Origin of the sequence: Paraburkholderia aromaticivorans, from assembly GCF_012689525.1 — a bacterium.
Lineage (GTDB): Bacteria > Pseudomonadota > Gammaproteobacteria > Burkholderiales > Burkholderiaceae > Paraburkholderia > Paraburkholderia aromaticivorans_A.
Genome location: NZ_CP051514.1, coordinates 474,706 through 491,326, shown reverse-complemented (window position 1 = coordinate 491,326; position 16,621 = coordinate 474,706). Strand labels below are relative to the sequence as shown.

The following is a 16,621-nucleotide window of genomic DNA, read 5'->3' as shown; positions in this document are numbered from 1 at the left end:
GTATAACCCTGCGTCTTTCAACGACAGGCTTCTTCTCGGGCTCAAGGGTACGATGAGCGAGGCGGAGCTCCACGTCATCAAAGCCCGATTGCGCGGAGGGATCCTGAACAAGGCGCGCCGTGGCGAGTATCGCTGTCCACTCCCGACTGGCTTCGTGTACGACGAACTCGGCAACGTGGTGCTTGACCCAGACTTGCAGGTCAGGGAGACAATCGCGTACTTCTTCGAAACGTTCTCACGGGTAGGCTCGGCCAGTCAGACAGTCAAGGTCTTCAAGAATGAAGGTCTTCGGTTTCCATCCCGCATGCGCAACGAGAAGCTGATCACCTTTCAGCCTCTCACCGCGTCGACCGCGCTGCGGACGCTGAACCTGCGTATTTCGGCAAAGCCGAACAGGGTTTTCGGTTGAAGCCGAACAAGGTCTTTGCTGGATGACGAACACGCATTTCGGGTAAAGCCGAACGAGAACGCTGGTGTTCCGAAACGGCTGTTCGGTTTGCCGAACAGCCTGTTCGGATTCCCGAAACCAGCGTTCGGCAAAGCGAAGCGGATCGTCAGTTTCAGGTTGGCGGTGCTGCGTATGGATCAATCCGTCGGCATTAAGGTAGCTCCCTTTGGGAGATATTGACGATGCCGGCTCACCGGACAACCATGCGCAGAATCAAGGAAGTGCTTCGCCTGAAGCTGGCTTGCAATCTCACACACCGCCAGGTGCAGGGCGCGCTCGGCGTCGGCCTTGCGACGATCACCCAGTATCTTCAGCTTGCCGCAGCAGCCGGACTCGACTGGGCGGCGATTGAGCCACTGGAAGAGGATGAGCTTGAACGGCGTGTACTGTCGTCGGCATCGTCGCCTGATCCGTCGAAGCGGATCGAACCGGATTGCAGCGTCATTCACCGGGAACTGCGCCGCAAAGGCGTCACCCTGCAACGTATCCGTCAGCGCCTCCCGTCTTGAACGCACGTAAGCGCGGTGCGAAGGTGATGCCATCGTAACGACGGAGCAAGGCAATGGACGACACAACGGGCGAGGCCGAACCGACGGGCGCACGACGCCCCCGGCAAGGCGAAGCATTCTGGCGCGAGATGGTCATGGCATGGACCACAAGCGGACTGGGCCTTCGACGTTTCTGTCGTGAACAGGGGCTCGCCGTCAGTACCTTCGGCCTGTGGCGCAAGAAGCTCTCTGGCGAGGTACGAGCAGACGCGCACCCGCTCGCGGTCACCCCGGACGCGGCATTTATCGTTTCCCGTCCGGACACCGCGCCAGCCACTCCTGCGCCACCGTCGACGGCGGACGCTTTGTCGTCTTCGCGTGATCGGGTGACGTTGTCGCTCGCCGGTGTTCGCATCGAGCTGACCGGTGCTCATGCCGAGCGCATCGTGCGTTTCGTGCTCGGACAGCTCGGAGGTAACCGGTGCTGATCGCAGCCGATGTTCGTGCGTATATCTGCCGTGAGCCGGTCGACATGCGCAAATCCATCGACGGCCTGTCGTATCTGGTCGAACCACTGCTTGCCCAGAACCCTGTCTCGGGCAATCTGTTCGTGTTCGTCGGCCGGGACCGCTCGAAAGTCAAATGCCTATACTGGGATCGCACCGGCTTCGCGCTCTGGTGTCAGGAGCGGCGCGAATGTCACGCAAAACGGACGGTTTGAAACTCACTATGCTGAAGACGGTCAAGCGGCAGGATCAGGGTCGATCTGGTCTTTCATCCGATAGCTTTTGCCTTCGATGACGACAGTCTCGGCGTGATGAAGGATGCGATCGAGCAACGCGGAGGTGAGCGTGGTGTCGTGGTTGAAGATCTCAGCCCAGTGTTTAAAGGCACGATTGGAGTTGATGATGGTTGCGCTCTTTTCATATCGTTGACTGATGATCTGGAACAGCGCGTCGGCACCCTGTTTATCGATGGGTAAATATCCCAGTTCATCGACAATAAGCAGGCGCGGTTTGACGTAGCGGCGCAATTCGCGTTTGAGGCCGCCATGCGCATAGGCGGCGTTCACCGAGTTAATGATATCCACCGCGTTAGCGAAGAGCACCGGGTAGCCGCGCAGGCACGCGGTATGTCCGAGCGCAATACTCAGGTGACTCTTGCCGAGCCCGACGCCGCCGAGGAAGATCACGTTAGCCGACTCTTCGATGAAGTTCAGCCGGAACAGGTTCTGGATCTGCAGCCGGTTGATGTGGGTGGGCCAGCTCCATTCGAACTGGTCGAGCGTCTTGAGTATCGGGAAACGGGCCAGGGCGATGCGCCGGGCGATACTACGATCCTCGCGACGATGCGCTTCGCCCTCGATCAGGTGGGCCAGATAGTCGACATGCGACCAGTGCTGCGCGCCCGCGTCGCCAGCCAGTGCCTCGTAATGTTGCAGCACGTAGCTCAGGTGTAGTTCCGTGAGTTGTGCAGGCAACGTATCGATGGCGGGTTTGCGCTGGTGCATGGTGGTGTGTTCAGCTTTCGTCATGGGGCTCCTCCGGTCCGTAGTGCGAGAGATCCGGTTGCGCGAGTTCGATGTCCAGCAGATCCTGATGGCGGACCAGGTGCAGCGCGCCGACTTCGGGAATCTGCCGGGCTTTCATCTCCAGAATGTTGGCGATGTACTCGCAACTGAAGGCGTGAAACGCAAGCCCATCACGCATGGCACGCCCGACCGCCTCGACGCCGTAGATCTCGCTTAATGCGATGATCTTTCGCACGTGCTGTCGCGCATTGGTACGTCGTTGATCGAGTCCGTCGTAATAGGCCTGGGCATGCGGGCCCAGTTTCAGGAACTGCATCATCAGCCGCTGTTCCCGGGCATTGCGGCGTTGTGCGAGCAGTGCCTTGGGATGTTCGGGATCCTCAATATCCTGATGGCGATCGTAGCTTCGCACATGTCGGGCGATCAGCTGGTTGTCGTGGTAGATGCAGACCCGCTCGGGATATGCCTTGAGCGTCACACGCGCACTCGCATACCGGGCCGGCACGGAATAATGGTTGGTGTCCAGCGCCACGCGAAACTGCTTGCTGGCACGCACCGTCACAATGCGTGCGACATCGTAGGCTGATGGATTCAGCGGTTTCAGATGCGCCTGCTCGGCTGCAAACAGATCGACGGGGCGCTGGTGCGTCTCACCGTGTATACGCACATTGGCGATGGTCTCGAGCCAGAGCTGGGCCGCGGGGTTGATCGCGCTGAACCCGGCGAGCTCAAGCCCGTTGAGGAGATTTTTCTTGACGTAACCTACACCATTTTCGACCCGTCCTTTTTCGTTGCCTTTTCCTACATTGCAGGCCACGATGTCGAATCCCCAGTGACGCGCCGCATCCAGATAGCGCGGATTGAACACCGGCGCCTCGCCCACCAGGCGCTGCAGTACCGCTGACTTCAGATTGTCCACCATCACCCTGGCCGGGCAACCATGGAAGGCTGCGAACGCGTGCTCATGGCATGCGAGGAAGTGCTCCATCGTCTGCGACACGGTGAATTCGACATACATCAGGCGGCTATAGCACAGCACCATGACGAAGAACGACAGTCGCCGGCGCGTCGAGCCCACATCAATCGTGCCGTATTCGCCCCAATCAATCTGGGCACACTCCCCGGGAGTGAAGGCAAGTTTCAGGAACGCCTCGTGTCGCGGTGGGCGGATTGCGCTCACATAGTCGCGCACAATCGTGTAGCCGCCTTCGAAGCCCGCTTCGCGCAGGCGCTGGAAGACCTGCTGAACGCTATACGGATGCGCATCGAGCCAGCGAACCACCTGCGCCTTGAACGGATCGAGCCGGCTCGCGCGCCGTGGCGAGCGGCGCGGCTGATACGCGCCCGCCCTGATCCATTTCGCCACCGTTTGCGCATGCAGCCCGAGCGCGCGCGCCGTCTGCGTGATCGTCAGATGCTGCCGGTCATGGCAGTCGCGGATCCTGCAGTACGTCTCGTAATCAAGCATGGCGTTTGCCCAGCGCCGCGTGCAGCCGCTCCAGATGGGTCGCCACGTCGGCTTGAGCAGGCGCGGGCGGCGCCGACTCCGGCGGCGGTGTATCGAGCGCCAGCACCTGATACAGCGGCCTTTGCCAGGCGATCAGGCCGATACGCACCAGATCGCTGCGCGCCATCGACAGGCGCGCCGGGGCCATCGACAGCCGCTGCGCAAGCGACGTGTCCGCGTAGTAGCTCAGGCCCTGGGCATCAGCAACGGTGACCAGAAACAGGTACAGCGCGGCAGCACAGGCGTCACAGCGCTCGATATACCGCTCGCGCACCAGCCGGTGATCGATCCAGCTGAACTGCGCCGGAACCTGCCGGATCCGCTCAGGGCAGATGACCCGCTTGATCACCATGCTCGCGTCTCCCGCTCAGAATGTCCTGTCCCAGTTGTAGCAGGCGCCGGGTGCTCAGCGCGATGTCTTCTTGTAACGCACTGTCAGTCAGATGGGCGATCAACCCAATCAGCACGGCGGGTTGCGCCGACAGGACATCTTGTAACGCATCGCCCGTTAAGAATGGCGATTCCTCTTTTGTTTCAATGGCTTGCACGCAGGAGTCATCTTGTAACGCACCGCCCTCCCGCACACCTGAACGCCGCCAGTATCCTGGATGCTGTTCGCGCCAGCGCTGCACCCGCGCGACGTTTTGCGGGCCGCGGAAGTAGTCCTGATTCTCAGATTGGGAAAGCCACTGGCGCTGACTGGCCGCCTTGCTCGCCTGACGGCACGCGAGGGCGCTGCAATACCGCTGGTGTCTGACGTTGCGCGGGTCCGGGCGGAACAACGCTCCGCAACCGGAACACTGCCGTTGTCGTTGGCGTTTCATGATCGGCCCCCTTGCGCCGATCATGCGCCACCACCCGCGAGCAACCTTAACCGGTTGATCCCGACAAACGGGACCAATAAAGGAAGAAAACGCCTAGGATGAACGAAGAAAATGCGCAAGAAGAGTCACGTCCTTGATAAATAGACGAACCCGAAGAAAACCAGCGAAGAGGTGGATTTCAGACCGACAGATTTAAACGACTTTCAGAACGCCAATGACACTCTGGTACAAGCGCCTTGAAAGAGGCCGCTTTCCGTCACCACTGGCGCTCGCGCAACGCGGCTTTACGCTTGCTGAACTGAACGCCTGGCTCGAGGGCATTGAGATCCCGGCGCGCGAGCCGTATCACGCCGTCGCGGTGACGCGCGTACCTGAAGTCGCGGCTTCCTGTGCGCGCAATGGCAATTGCGCTGTCGGCACCGGTAGCGACGAAACCGCCATCGAATCATCCGGCGATATCGCCACCGGAATGAACACTGCCGGCTCGCTCACCGTCTTGTTGTCCAGCAGACCCGCACGGTACTGCCTGCGCCACTTGAACACCATGTTCGGATTCAGACCGTGCGACTGCGCGAGCTTTGCCACCGAGATGCCCGGCTCGCACGCTGCTATCGCAACTTCACGCCGGAATTCAGGCGCGCAATTCGGCCGCCCCTTGCGGCTCCCAGCACAGTCGATCTCTGTCATCAAAGTGGTCCCCACTACTCGAAGTGATGGGCATCACTTTGGACACTCTCAACGTCGATGTCGATACGGCCTTCAAATGACGCTTACGATCCGATAGCGGCCGGTCTTGACTTTCGGTAGGCTGACCGGGTTGGGTGCGGCCACAAAGGGGCATCGAATCTACAGTCGCCTCGACGCTCAAGCATCGCGTATGCACCCGCAAACCGCCATTCGGCTCACGAATCCGCCCGAAGCCTCGCAAAACGAACGCGGCCACCGCCGCACTCAAATTTTGAGTCGCGAGACCTTGGTTCCCGAGAGCGACACATCTCCCATCAGACCGGCATTGGTCAGCACGATCGCATTGACTGGTGCGGTTGCCGTTGTCGTATCGATCGCACCGTTCGCACCGACCTTCAAGAGCGCGACTGACCCTTCTCCGCCGACCGACCAGCCTTTGGAACGGCGAAAGCTGTTGAGCGCATCATGGGTCATGAACAGGAAGATAACGGCCTTCGATTGAGCCCCTGCCTGCAGGCCAAATGACCCGGATACCGTGCTGTAGTAACCAACGGATTTCCCGCCTACGCGCAATGCGCCTTCGCCGTACTCGCCACCGGCGACGAAGCCAACCTTGATCACCGATGGGAACACGAGCACACCGTTCGCCTTGTCGACCAATTCCCGGGAACCCCCGACGTTCGCGTACAGCTTCGACAGGGTCCCATGGACCTTTGCATCGATCGCCCGCCGCTTCGAATCGTTGGACTCGTTGGCAATGGCATCGCTTACCGCCCCCAGGGAGACCGTAAGAGTAAGACCCGCGCCAACTAGCATTGCGCCCGTCCGCACAAAACCTCTTCTGTTCATCGCTACCTCCGTCGTTGTTGCATGGGTTACCGGGTCGCGGCCTCGTCTTCAGATGACCGCGATGGGATCGGTCAGGCATCGGGACCGAACATTACGAAGCGCCGGTACGCCGCTCCAGTTCCGCTGTTGTGCGCTCCAGTTCCTGCACGATCATCGCCTCATCGGGCAACACCGTCTGGTATTCCGCCGCGAGAATCTTGTTCGGCAGGTTGTCCAGCGCGTAGTGTGCTTCGGCCGCACCTTTTTCGGCGCAAAGGATCAGACCGACAGGTGGATTCTCCCCAGGCTTCATCCAGTGCTCGCGCGCATAGTTCAGATAGAGATGCATCTGTCCGGCGTCCGCATAGCTGAAGCGACCGACCTTGAGATCGATGATGACCAGGCATCTCAACCGTCGATGGAAAAACACCAGATCGACCCTGAACCAGGTGTCGTCGATTCTCAGGCGACGCTGCCGGCCGACGAAAGCGAAGTCGTCGCCAAGCTCCAGCAGGAAATCCGCCAGATGCTGGATCAGCGCTTCCTCAAGGTCCGACTCCGAGTACTCGTCCTTGATGTCGAGAAACTCGAGTACGAACGGGTCGCGAATTGCCTCCTCTGTCGTAAGAAGATCACCCGGCTGGACATCGGCGGCTTTCCTGAGCAGGGCCGCCTTGTTGCGCGACAGCGCCAGCCGCTCGTAAAGCTGGCTACCGATCTGGCGGTCAAGCTGGCGCACCGACCAGCCTTCGCGCAACGCCTCTGTTTCATAGAAAGCACGGGCGGCGGCCGTCTTCACTGAAAGCAGGCGCACATAGGCGGACCAGGGCAACGTAAACCGGGTGGCCAGCGCCATGTAATCGGGCGCCGTTGTCGTGGCGTCGACGACGTCTTTCGCCGGCAGCGATTTTCCAGACGGCGTCTGGACATTTTCGGGAGTTGCAGATTTTCCAGACACTGTCTGGAAAATCTCCGCCGCCGGCCAGGCGGAATAAAAGGCGCGCATGCTGGCCAGATTGGCCCGGCCGAATCCGCGTCCGAAACGACGCGTCAGGTCGTCCGCGAGCCGGGCGATCAGCGCCTGTCCGTAGCCGGCGCGCGCCTGCCCGCCCTGCTCACTGGCAACGATCCGCCGCCCGATCTCCCAGTAGGCGGCGGTCATCACGGCATTGACGTTGCGTGCCGCCGTGCGTCGCGCCGACTCGACGACACTGACCACTTCCTTGTGCAGCCCGGCGTAGTCGCCGGGCGCGATCGCCACCTTCGTCATGACGCGTTGACGGCATCCTTGAACGCCTTGCCCGCCGTGAACTTGACGGTCTTCGCCGCGGGAATCTGGATTTCGGCGCCGGTCGCCGGATTGCGGCCGATCCGTGCGGCGCGCGCACCTGTCGAAAACGAGCCGAAGCCGATCAGCTGGACGGTATCGCCCTTCGTCACCGCGCCGGTGATCGCAGCGATCACGGCGTCGATCATCTCGCCGGTCGCGGCCTTGCTTTCATCGGTTACCGCCGCGACCGCATCCACCAGTTCCTGCTTGTTCACGGTTGATTCCTCGTTGTGGTTGGGATCTCGCCACCCTACCCGATCGGCCTGCCTTCGCGCAATCACGACCAGCGGGCGGTCCGGTTCCGCAGTAACCGGATCAACTTAAGGTGCATTGACTTCGCCAGGCGCCGTCAGGGGCCGGAAGCGCCCGGGCACGGCAGATCAATCGCGAATCTATTGCCCGTCACCGGGCGACGACCGGAAAACGGCAAGGAGAAAAAATCGCCACATCTGATAACTGGAGTGATCACGAGTGACAGTTTTCCTTGGCAGATTTGATGCGCTCCGTTACGCTTCGCTGGAACGCCTGCCCGGCAAGGCTTTGCGCTGCATTGCGATCGGGCAGCTTCGCGACGACCGACAACGAGGAAGTGACGTGCAATGAAGCGAAAGTAGAAGCATCCTTGGCGTACGTGGTCGACTTCGCCCACCCAGACGGTCACCATGTCCGCCCCGTTCGTGCCCTATTCACCGCGACGTGCGCAGAAGTCCCGCAACTTTTCGCTCGATCCGTCATCGCTACGTTGCGGCCCTGTCGGTGGAACCGCTCTGTTCGTTTTTCTCTCCCGCCGCTCACTGCGCCGCCCTTCGGCACGCTTCATGAGGCCCTCCAGCGATTGCACGTGTTCTGGCGTAATATGGCCAAAGCGCTTTTGATAACAATGCGCGATAAATTCCGCGAGGGGGCGCTCCCACGGTTCCTGCTGCCCGTTAGCAGTGACCCGAATTTCCGGGGATTCAATCCCAGTTCGCGCGCCATCTGGATATGAGCATGGCTCAATCTGAAACGCTGCCTCGCCTCAGACCACGGCTAAAGTTTCGATGGTATCGGCATTAGTGCTCCCCTCTGCGCCAGCTCGCGGCGGTCAATCGCTCCACAGCCGCGTAGTAACGCGCCTGCGGAGTCGCAGCATCGTCGTTCTGATCTGTCTTCAAAATATCAAACAGATGTTCTGCGACGACTGAGCCCATCGCGTGAACCGCGTCGTGTTGCGTAAGCCCTTCTTTCCCGAGGCGATCCATCGCCCGAACCACGCGCTCAAGGTTCAGGGCGATCTGGTTTTCGACGACCGCGTGTAGCGCAGCGTGTGCCGTGACGTTGGGAAGCTTGATCCGGGCGACGCGGTGGTACGTTTCGACGAGAGCAATTCGCTCCTGCTCGTCAAGCTCAAGCCATGACTCAGGTTCGGGTACGCGTTCGGGGTTGTACTCTTTCATGATGCAAGTCCTGTACCGATTCTGCCTGTCATAAAACTACGTCTCCAGCTGCGTTGCGCTTCAGTCCAGTCATTCGCGGCAAAACGGGTGCTGGTTCCATACGACCGGAAGCGATCCGTTGACGACGACCCGCCGGGCCTCGGGCGTGCAGAAACCGTCCATGCCGTGGCCAGGATGCATCTCGCGACCTTATGCCGCCCAATGATGTGCCAATACCGTGGCGACGAACGAATTCCCCGGAATGTCCGCAAACTGCTCCCGCAGACGCTTGTTGAGCTCGTCGCATTCAATGCCGGAAGCAAGGGCCGCATCCGCCAGCGCACCGTAGGCATCCAGCACCTCGCTCCCCGTGATTTCGTACCCGAAGCCTGCGGCCATCCAGTGCAACGCTGCCGTGCCACAGGCCATCGCGAATTCAGGCTTACGCTGCGCGAAATCGCGTGCGGCCCGCGTCAGGGTTCGCGGGTCGGTGGGGCCGCGCATTGCGAGCGACGCCGCCAGATCGAGCAGGCCGGCGTCTTTCGCTGCGGCGAACCATTTCCCCTCCGCGCCGGGACTGCTCGCGACCAGATTGTGGAGGATGCTGTCGGCACTCCTGTCCGGATATTTTTTCGCGATGGCACGGAATGTTGCAAGATGCGTGGCGGCCTGATTGGCCTCGATTGCGTAACGCCGATATGCCTCGTCCATCATGCCCGACGACAGAAGGATCGCTTCGCATTTGCCGGCGATGGCGGAAGTGGGCGCGTTCAGCCCCCTCGACGCTTCCGCGTAACGCAGTGCTTCAGCCGAACGATTCAATGCGATCAGTGCATCCACCCCGTACTGGCGATGCCCCCACCAGTTCAGGCGCGCGCCATTCACGAGAGCGAGTAGTTCCTCAGGGCGCCCAGCGGCATTGAGCGCACTCAGGCAGGCGGTGGTACCCGCGAAATGCTCTCCCAGTCCTTCAGCGCCCATCACCTGCGCTGTAATCGGAAACAGCCGGTCTGCCCATGCTGACGCGATGGCGGGCAACGCGCACAGATCACCCCAGCGGTCGCCCAACTGTTCAATATACGGCATCGGGTCGTCCTGGAGCGCATCAAACAGGCGTTCCAGCCAACGCATCCGGACCGGCGCGGGCCCGTCCACCCCGGCGATGACCGGCACAAGCGCGTCGATTGCGCGATTCACGGCGGTGCCAATTGCCCCCGAAGAGCTGTCTACGTGTTCAAGCGCCGGCGAAAGCTTTTCGAGCAAAGCGACGGCGCCGTCCGCGGCGAGAACAGGGTCGGCGCGGGCGATCTGCCGGATCTCCGCCAGCGCTTCTTTCAGACGCTGGATCGGCAACGCGGATTTCCAGCCGAAGGCGCCACGACGGTACCGCGTGGCGAAAGCCCATTTGTGAGAGGTTGTGCGTGTCAAGCTCCGGGGTGCCAGCTCAGCGCGTCTTCATATAGGCGGCGTACAACGCCGTGTTGAGCGCCTGCAGTTCGCGCCGGGTTTCAAGCAGTTCGTGATGCCGGCCCTGACGCTCCAGACTGAGTAACTGGAGCATCACCTTCGCCGCCCGCTCGGGTGCATTACGTCGCGAAGGCTCTGCCTGTTTGAACAGCGGCGCGAGGCCGGCCTTTTCCGTGAGTACCCACGCCGGAAACCATGCGAGATCGTCAATGTCGCCGGCGTCGTCGAATGACGTATCGAAGTTGCGCCGCAGCGTATTGACGCACGCGTCGCCAAGCCGGCTCAAAAGCTGGTCAAACCGGGATGGAGAAAGCCACGCAAGTTCCACCAACAATGGCCAGGCCGCGTCCAGGCCATCGAGCCGGTAACGTGCCTCCGTCATCCAGCAAAGCGGCGCTGGAATCCGTCGCCAGGACGCGATGCGCGATATCGCATCGAAGGCCTCGGCCCACCGCGCAGCAAGCAGGAAGAGCGGCGCCGCGTGCGCATCCGCGTGATCCGCACGGAAAGGCAGCGCAGCGGCGCGCCCGGCCAGTTCTGCCCAGAGCGGTGCGAGCCAGGTCGCGGCACTTTGCGTCGGGAACACATGCGCGACTGCGGGCTGGACTTCGTGAGATAACGCCTGGCGAGCCTGCAGGGCGGCTTCGTGACGGTCAAACGGTACCGTCGATCGGCCCTCGAGAGCATTGACGATCGAACCGAAATACTCCTGGACAACATCGTCTGGATACTCGTTCGCAAGGGCCTGCAGCGCACGCCGGGCGCACGCGGCATCGTACTGCTGCAACGCTGACAGGACGTCATTGCGCAGCATCACGTCACGGCTGTCGTTGAAAATGTCGAGCTGCATCCGTCGGATTCAGAACAGTTGGCTAGTCGGACTGATGAGATTATTCCATTTGATCGTGCTTCTCAATTTCCTGCCTTACTCGTCGAGCGACTCGACGATTGTGCGCCGACCGCTCGCGTCGGTGACCACGGTGCGGACGCGTCATCAGTGATCGTGTTCCGTCGGGTCTGCGAAAGATGGTTCCCAGGCCTGTCCGCCGTAGAACACGCCAACGATTGACACCACCTCGGGATCCAGAAGGTAAGCAATGACCACGCGCTGCCGGTAGTGGGTCACGCGCAGGCCAGGTAACAGATCATCGCGCGGGACGCCGCGCTCAGGGAACGTCTGCAGGCGCAGGCAGAAATTCACGATGGCGTCCACGTAGCGAGCCGCAGTGGCGGGCGAACCCGCTTCAATGATGAACCGTTCTATGTCCTCAAGCTGGTCCCGCGCTTCCGGGGCAAACTGCACCCGGTAGGTCATGCGGCGCCCGAGCGCTTTTTCGCCAGGTGAGCGCGCACCTGCTCGGGCGTGAGCGCGCGCGCCGGCTCCGCGCGCAACGCTTCGGCCGCAGGCACCACCTCATCGCGCAGCCAGGCCTCGATGGCCCTGTCGCGGGCCGCGAGGGTGCGTAGCCCGTCGCGGATCACCTCGCTTTCAGAAGCATATTCGCCGCTGGCGACCTTGGTGCGGATGAGTTCGGCCATCTCGTTGGGCAGGGTAATGCTGAACTGCTGTGTGGTGCGCATGGCGCTCTCCAAGCTGACAGGATTTAATCCTACTCGGTTGACGGGGTGCTGGCAAGGCGCGCCGGCCTTGCACAGATGACGATAGCGGCTGCGCGCGACGGGACGGCGCACAGCTTGACGGGTCTTCTGGCGCCGATTCATTTCGAAGGAAAAACGGGATGCGTCTGTCAGGGGCGAGCTTAATTTCCGCTCGCCGGGGTCAGCATCGAACCGGTACACCGCTTCGTCCCACAGTGGCAGGAATAGTCGGCGACCAATTCGGGCGTAATCGCTCCATCGATAGTCAGTCCGTAGGCGATAGAAAGCTCCTCGCCCGGCATCACGTCTGTGAGCGTCTCGATGAAAACCCGTCCCCGCTCGTCCTCGATCGCCTCACAGTTTGGCTTGCAGGAGTGGTTCAGCCAGCGGGCGCTATTGCCCTCGACGCTGCCGTCGATTACACGCCCGTCAGCCAGCCCGAAAATAAAGGTATGGCCCGCCACACCGGATCGTCGGTGCCGGGCAGCCGCTTTTCGCCAGGACGTCACCTCACCGCGGTATTCGAAAATGCGCTCACCGGCAGAAATCGCCCGCAGCGCGAAGACGCCTCTCCCATGAACCGACGATTTTCTGACCGTCACGCGCCGCAATTCCTGCCTCCTCATCCGTAAAAGGATGCGAGCATAGCGAGCAGCGCGCCACGCAGCAACCGGTTCCGTCTCCTCACAACAACCGGGTCTGCCGAGGATCGCGCGGCGGGGGCCGGGACACATCAGCCCGTCTGATGCGACGATATCTCGGGCTGCCGTTTCCAATGCGCAACAGGCGCGCCAGCATCAGGCACTCGCCAGTCCCGTCGCTGAAGCGCAACTCGAACACGCCGGATTCACCCGGTAAGCACCGCACTGTTGCGCGGAACGACAGGCGCAGGCCTCGCCGTTTCGCGCGTGCCAACATCTGCGTACGACTCATGCCCGGCCAGCAATCCGACACAAAGATTGTCACTCTCTCAGGAAGGGACTCATGCGCGACGCCCTGGGGAAGCGTCAAACCGGCAAGCAGGTAGGTATCAGCCATGGCGCCATTCTTGCAGCGGTGGATCACACCGCATTTATAACTTCTTTTTGCGTCGCGTTGGGGCCGCGACGGTCGGCGCAGTACGCGGAGAACGAACCGACCGTGGTGTCTTTCTGTTCTCGTTCGCAGCTGACAAAGTCCGGGCTTCGCGTGCACGCGCTTCTGCTTCCCGCAGCGTCTTCACTTCGTTCTGCAGCCGGCTATTCTCCGTCGCGACGGCATCCAGCCGCCCCTGCAGCAAGCCCGTTTGATGACGCGCATCGCCCAGTTGCGCCTGGACGGTCTCCAGCGAACGGCGATGGTCGGCCTCCTTCTGGTCTGCGCGACGCGCGGCCTCATCCAGTTCCTTCTGCACCTTCGCCGCGCTACCACGTTCGCGGTCGATCTCCATCAGTGCCCGCTTTTCCGACGCCCGCAGTCGCTCCTCGGCACGTCCGGCCGCTTCCCGCTGCTTGTCGAGGTCACGCGAAAACCCTTCCCTTACCTCAACGATCTCGCGCTCGCGCGCAGCGAGCGTCGCCCTGACCCGAGTCAGGTCGCCTTCCAGCGCCTGCCGCTGCGCGTAGCCCTCGGTCTGCGCTTTCTCGAGATTTCTGACCTCGACCTGCGCGGCCAGTAGCGCCGCGGTGCGCTGTTCGAGTGCAGTCTCAACGCGCCCCAGTTCGTCGCGGGCGGCGTTCACTGACTGCTGCGATTCGGCCCGCTGTGCCTCGACTTCGGCGCGGAGCGCGTCGAGCGACGCTTCGGCCGACGTGCTTGCGCGCGTCCAGAGGGTCGCGACCAGTTCGCCCGCGGCCGCACCGAGATCGGCGGGCAGGTCGGGATGGTCGATGCGAACGCGGCTCTTCTCGCGCAGTTCCGTCCAGAACTCGCCGAGCACGGCGGTCGGCGTGCCCATGCTACCCCGCTTCACGAGCTGGTACAGCCGGTTCGCGGTCGGCGTGATGCCATGGCGGAAGAACAGCAGTGCGCAGACCTCGCGGTACAGCTCGCGGGTTTTGGGGAATTCAGCCTTCAGGCGCGCGATATCGGCGGCCAGTGCCGCATCCGGGGACAGGACGTCGCTCATGAAGACCTTCATCAATAAATTTTGATAAATATTACTACGTAAACCGTCCCAATTCTAATAGCCTAGAATTATAATTTTGACATTAACCGTATAATGTTGAGTTTTATTAGCCAGACCGGCGCATGATTGCGTCACCGTTGGTTTGCACGATTCTGTTCCCGTTTTCTGCATAATTTTGTTCCCGGCCCGCTGGCGCGAATCTGGCGCCGACCATGCTCCTGGTCTGAAACGCCGATCGGCGACACGGAACATTGAGATCACGAACCGGCAGCGTTCACATGCCGTTCGTCCTTGCGAACGGCATGTCGCTTGGTGTTCCGGATCGCCCGCGACGCACCCTCCGTTCTACCCTCCTCGTCCACTTGATGAGCAGCAATCCGTCGTCGGTTTCGCACAGGCGCATGCAATGTCTGCGATCGTTGCGCTCAAGCGGATCGACACCGCGGTCGATGTCCTCCAACCAGGCGGTCAACGCCCCGAACACCAGTTCGATTTCCAACGCGACAGCCATATCGAGGAGTGCCGTGAGCGGCGACTCCCGAACCCATTCGCAGCAGGCCCAGACGTCCTGATCGCCGTAAAGGTAACCTTGCGGCGCCACGCTCGCACTCCTCGTGACACCCTGAACCCGTCCGCCCCCGTCCCACCGCCCGTGAAAACCGCACTCCTCGCCCCACGTCCTCTGGACGCGCTCGAACTGCCGCCCGATCTCGACGGCCGCGACGGCACCAACCGGGCCCGCGGTCACGCGCAGATCGCTGCCCGTGACGATCTCGCCGCGGTACGTGCGTGGCTCGCTCGGGTCGCCGACAAGAAGACCACGTTCGAGAACTACCGCAAGGAAGCCGAACGGCTGCTGCTCTGGGCAATCGTGCAACTGGGCAAACCGCTGTCGTCGCTCACGCACGAAGACCTGCAGCTGTTCCGGCAATTCCTGCAGGACCCGCAGCCGAACGCACGCTGGGTCGCCGACGGCGGGCGCAAATACCCGCGCCATGATCCGCGCTGGAGACCGTTCTACGGAATACTCGGGCCGAGCAGCCAGTACCAGGCCATGGTCATCATCAATGCGCTGTTCGCGTGGCTCGTCGAAGCCGGGTATCTGGCGGGCAACCCCCTGTCGCTGTCGCGCCAGCGCGCCCGCCGTTCCAAGCCCCGGATCACCCGCTACCTCGACCGCGAGTTGTGGCAGGAAGTGAAGGCAGATATTGACAGCCTGCCGAAGGACACTCCCCGTGAGCGCGAGCGTTACCTGCGCGCACGGTGGCTGTTCACGCTGTTCTATCTGGGCGGCCTGCGGATCTCGGAGGTCGGCGGCAACACGATGGGATGCTTCTTCTGCCGGCGTGATGCCGACGGTCAGGATCGCTGGTGGCTGGAAATCCTGGGCAAAGGAGACAAGGAGGGACTGGTGCCGGCCTCCGCGGAAATGATGGTGGAACTTGGACGCTACCGGCGCGCGCGCGGCCTGCCTGCCCTGCCCTCACGGCACGAAGACACGCCGCTCGTGCTGCCTCTGGGCAAATCCATGAAGCCGCTGACGCGTGCCGCCCTGCACACCATCGTCAAGGATATCTTTGCAGGTGCAGCCGTGCGACTCCGGCTGCGTGGTGACAGTTACGCGGCGCAGGCGGACGTACTCGCGCAGGCCTCCGCACACTGGCTTCGCCACACCGCAGGTTCCCACATGGCCGACGGCGGCGCCGATCTGCGCACCGTGCGCGACAACCTGCGGCACGCATCACTGACGAGCACGAACCCCTACCTGCACACGCCCGACGACGAGCGCCATCGCGAAACAGAAGAAAAGCACCGAATAGACTGGCAGGCCCCCGGTTGACAGTTCGTGACGGGCTGTTGCGAACGCGTTTCAGAAGCCTTGAAACGCAGGTTTTCAGGCCGATGCGATTTAAGCTTCGCTCACGTGCTTCGTCGGTCAGATATCCCGCCATCGACGGTACTCGTAACTTGCCATCCGGTTGCCAAGCGAATCTTCGATCAATGGTCATTGCAAGCGCTCAGGCAACAATATCACTGGCGATGACAGATCACGCTGCTATTTGCAGGTCGAAGGCCTGCGGTCACGTTCGCACCATCAGCGAACTCACACTTTCGACCCTCAACAGACGCTCAGGCTGGTGGGTAGTCAACGGCGGTTTCTGGGGTGCTTCTGCCGTCCGCGCTCCGGAGTGAAATTCCGTGCATCCTAGGCACGACAACTCATGGTTGGTGCCGTAATTTCATTTGCACATAGGTGCCGGTGCATGCACGCCTCCTTTGTAGGGTGCGGTGCTTGCGGCCGCTGGGCAGGAAAACATCCAGAAACCACTAGCAGGCCAAGTCGCCAGTATATTGGCCTCCGGTTTGCATAATTTTCGAGGAATTTTCGT

Annotated in this window: 22 protein-coding genes; 5 read left to right on the top strand and 17 right to left on the bottom strand. The window is 61.6% G+C overall.

Annotated features, from left to right (window positions below):
• Positions 1-52 precede the first annotated feature (52 nt).
• The 4 genes from HF916_RS02200 (at position 53) to tnpB (ending at position 1,657) form a co-directional block, all read left to right on the top strand.
• Positions 53-409 (top strand): recombinase family protein, encoded by a 357-nt coding sequence (locus tag HF916_RS02200; RefSeq protein ID WP_206001763.1) that lies wholly within the window; start codon positions 53-55, stop codon positions 407-409.
• A 242-nt stretch (positions 410-651) separates the two neighbouring features.
• On the top strand, positions 652-957 hold the full coding sequence (locus HF916_RS02195) for a hypothetical protein (protein WP_206001762.1): 306 nt from the start codon (positions 652-654) through the stop codon (positions 955-957).
• Between the two features lie 53 nt (positions 958-1,010).
• Positions 1,011-1,424 carry an IS66 family insertion sequence element accessory protein TnpA gene (gene tnpA, locus HF916_RS02190; RefSeq protein WP_168787655.1) on the top strand — a complete coding sequence of 138 codons (414 nt, stop codon included), beginning with the start codon at positions 1,011-1,013 and terminating at the stop codon, positions 1,422-1,424.
• Entirely contained in the window at positions 1,418-1,657 is a 240-nt protein-coding gene (gene tnpB, locus HF916_RS02185) for an IS66 family insertion sequence element accessory protein TnpB (RefSeq protein WP_168787654.1), read from the top strand. The genes tnpA and tnpB overlap by 7 nt, the downstream gene beginning before the upstream one ends.
• 21 nt (positions 1,658-1,678) lie before the next feature.
• Here tnpB and istB read toward each other — a convergent pair whose 3' ends face one another.
• The 17 genes from istB to HF916_RS50195 form a co-directional block, all read right to left on the bottom strand.
• A complete protein-coding gene (gene istB / locus HF916_RS02180) occupies positions 1,679-2,470 on the bottom strand; it encodes an IS21-like element helper ATPase IstB (RefSeq protein ID WP_206001714.1) in 792 nt (263 codons plus the stop codon).
• Positions 2,457-3,935 carry an IS21 family transposase gene (gene istA, locus HF916_RS02175; RefSeq protein WP_168787653.1) on the bottom strand — a complete coding sequence of 493 codons (1,479 nt, stop codon included), beginning with the start codon at positions 3,933-3,935 and terminating at the stop codon, positions 2,457-2,459. Before istA ends, istB begins: the two co-directional genes overlap by 14 nt.
• Positions 3,928-4,326 carry a hypothetical protein gene (locus HF916_RS02170; RefSeq protein ID WP_168787652.1) on the bottom strand — a complete coding sequence of 133 codons (399 nt, stop codon included), beginning with the start codon at positions 4,324-4,326 and terminating at the stop codon, positions 3,928-3,930. The genes istA and HF916_RS02170 overlap by 8 nt, the downstream gene beginning before the upstream one ends.
• Positions 4,298-4,798 (bottom strand): hypothetical protein, encoded by a 501-nt coding sequence (locus tag HF916_RS50200; RefSeq protein ID WP_240975187.1) that lies wholly within the window; start codon positions 4,796-4,798, stop codon positions 4,298-4,300. The genes HF916_RS02170 and HF916_RS50200 overlap by 29 nt, the downstream gene beginning before the upstream one ends.
• Positions 4,799-5,143: 345 nt before the next feature.
• Entirely contained in the window at positions 5,144-5,485 is a 342-nt protein-coding gene (locus HF916_RS02160; protein WP_168787650.1) for a transposase, read from the bottom strand.
• A gap of 264 nt (positions 5,486-5,749) precedes the next feature.
• Positions 5,750-6,334, bottom strand: a complete 585-nt coding sequence (locus HF916_RS02155; protein ID WP_168787649.1) for a BPSL1445 family SYLF domain-containing lipoprotein — start codon at positions 6,332-6,334, stop codon at positions 5,750-5,752.
• Between the two features lie 91 nt (positions 6,335-6,425).
• Positions 6,426-7,583: a PDDEXK nuclease domain-containing protein gene (locus HF916_RS02150; RefSeq protein WP_168787648.1), complete on the bottom strand. Its 1,158-nt coding sequence runs from the start codon at positions 7,581-7,583 to the stop codon at positions 6,426-6,428.
• Complete coding sequence (locus HF916_RS02145) at positions 7,580-7,858, bottom strand: HU family DNA-binding protein (protein WP_168787647.1); 279 nt, start codon at positions 7,856-7,858, stop codon at positions 7,580-7,582. The genes HF916_RS02150 and HF916_RS02145 overlap by 4 nt, the downstream gene beginning before the upstream one ends.
• Before the next feature lie 837 nt (positions 7,859-8,695).
• Positions 8,696-9,079, bottom strand: a complete 384-nt coding sequence (locus HF916_RS02140; protein WP_168787646.1) for a hypothetical protein — start codon at positions 9,077-9,079, stop codon at positions 8,696-8,698.
• Positions 9,080-9,268: 189 nt separating this feature from the next.
• Positions 9,269-10,486: a hypothetical protein gene (locus HF916_RS02135; RefSeq protein WP_168787645.1), complete on the bottom strand. Its 1,218-nt coding sequence runs from the start codon at positions 10,484-10,486 to the stop codon at positions 9,269-9,271.
• 16 nt (positions 10,487-10,502) lie between these two features.
• Complete coding sequence (locus HF916_RS02130; RefSeq protein ID WP_168787644.1) at positions 10,503-11,375, bottom strand: hypothetical protein; 873 nt, start codon at positions 11,373-11,375, stop codon at positions 10,503-10,505.
• 144 nt (positions 11,376-11,519) lie between these two features.
• Complete coding sequence (locus tag HF916_RS02125; protein WP_168787643.1) at positions 11,520-11,840, bottom strand: type II toxin-antitoxin system RelE/ParE family toxin; 321 nt, start codon at positions 11,838-11,840, stop codon at positions 11,520-11,522.
• Positions 11,837-12,106, bottom strand: coding sequence for a type II toxin-antitoxin system ParD family antitoxin (locus HF916_RS02120; RefSeq protein ID WP_088176933.1), 270 nt, complete (start codon positions 12,104-12,106; stop codon positions 11,837-11,839). The genes HF916_RS02125 and HF916_RS02120 overlap by 4 nt, the downstream gene beginning before the upstream one ends.
• 179 nt (positions 12,107-12,285) lie before the next feature.
• Positions 12,286-12,750: an SET domain-containing protein gene (locus HF916_RS02115; protein WP_168787642.1), complete on the bottom strand. Its 465-nt coding sequence runs from the start codon at positions 12,748-12,750 to the stop codon at positions 12,286-12,288.
• A gap of 58 nt (positions 12,751-12,808) precedes the next feature.
• Positions 12,809-13,162 (bottom strand): hypothetical protein, encoded by a 354-nt coding sequence (locus HF916_RS02110; protein ID WP_168787641.1) that lies wholly within the window; start codon positions 13,160-13,162, stop codon positions 12,809-12,811.
• A gap of 34 nt (positions 13,163-13,196) precedes the next feature.
• Complete coding sequence (locus HF916_RS02105) at positions 13,197-14,231, bottom strand: DNA-binding protein (RefSeq protein ID WP_168787640.1); 1,035 nt, start codon at positions 14,229-14,231, stop codon at positions 13,197-13,199.
• Between the two features lie 274 nt (positions 14,232-14,505).
• The gene (locus HF916_RS50195; protein WP_240975302.1) at positions 14,506-14,832 is read right to left on the bottom strand and encodes a hypothetical protein; all 327 of its coding nucleotides are present in this window, start codon (positions 14,830-14,832) and stop codon (positions 14,506-14,508) included.
• Positions 14,833-14,883: 51 nt separating this feature from the next.
• Here HF916_RS50195 and HF916_RS02100 point away from each other — a divergent pair, with 51 nt between their 5' ends.
• Positions 14,884-16,071 (top strand): tyrosine-type recombinase/integrase, encoded by a 1,188-nt coding sequence (locus tag HF916_RS02100; RefSeq protein ID WP_240975300.1) that lies wholly within the window; start codon positions 14,884-14,886, stop codon positions 16,069-16,071.
• Positions 16,072-16,621 lie beyond the last annotated feature (550 nt).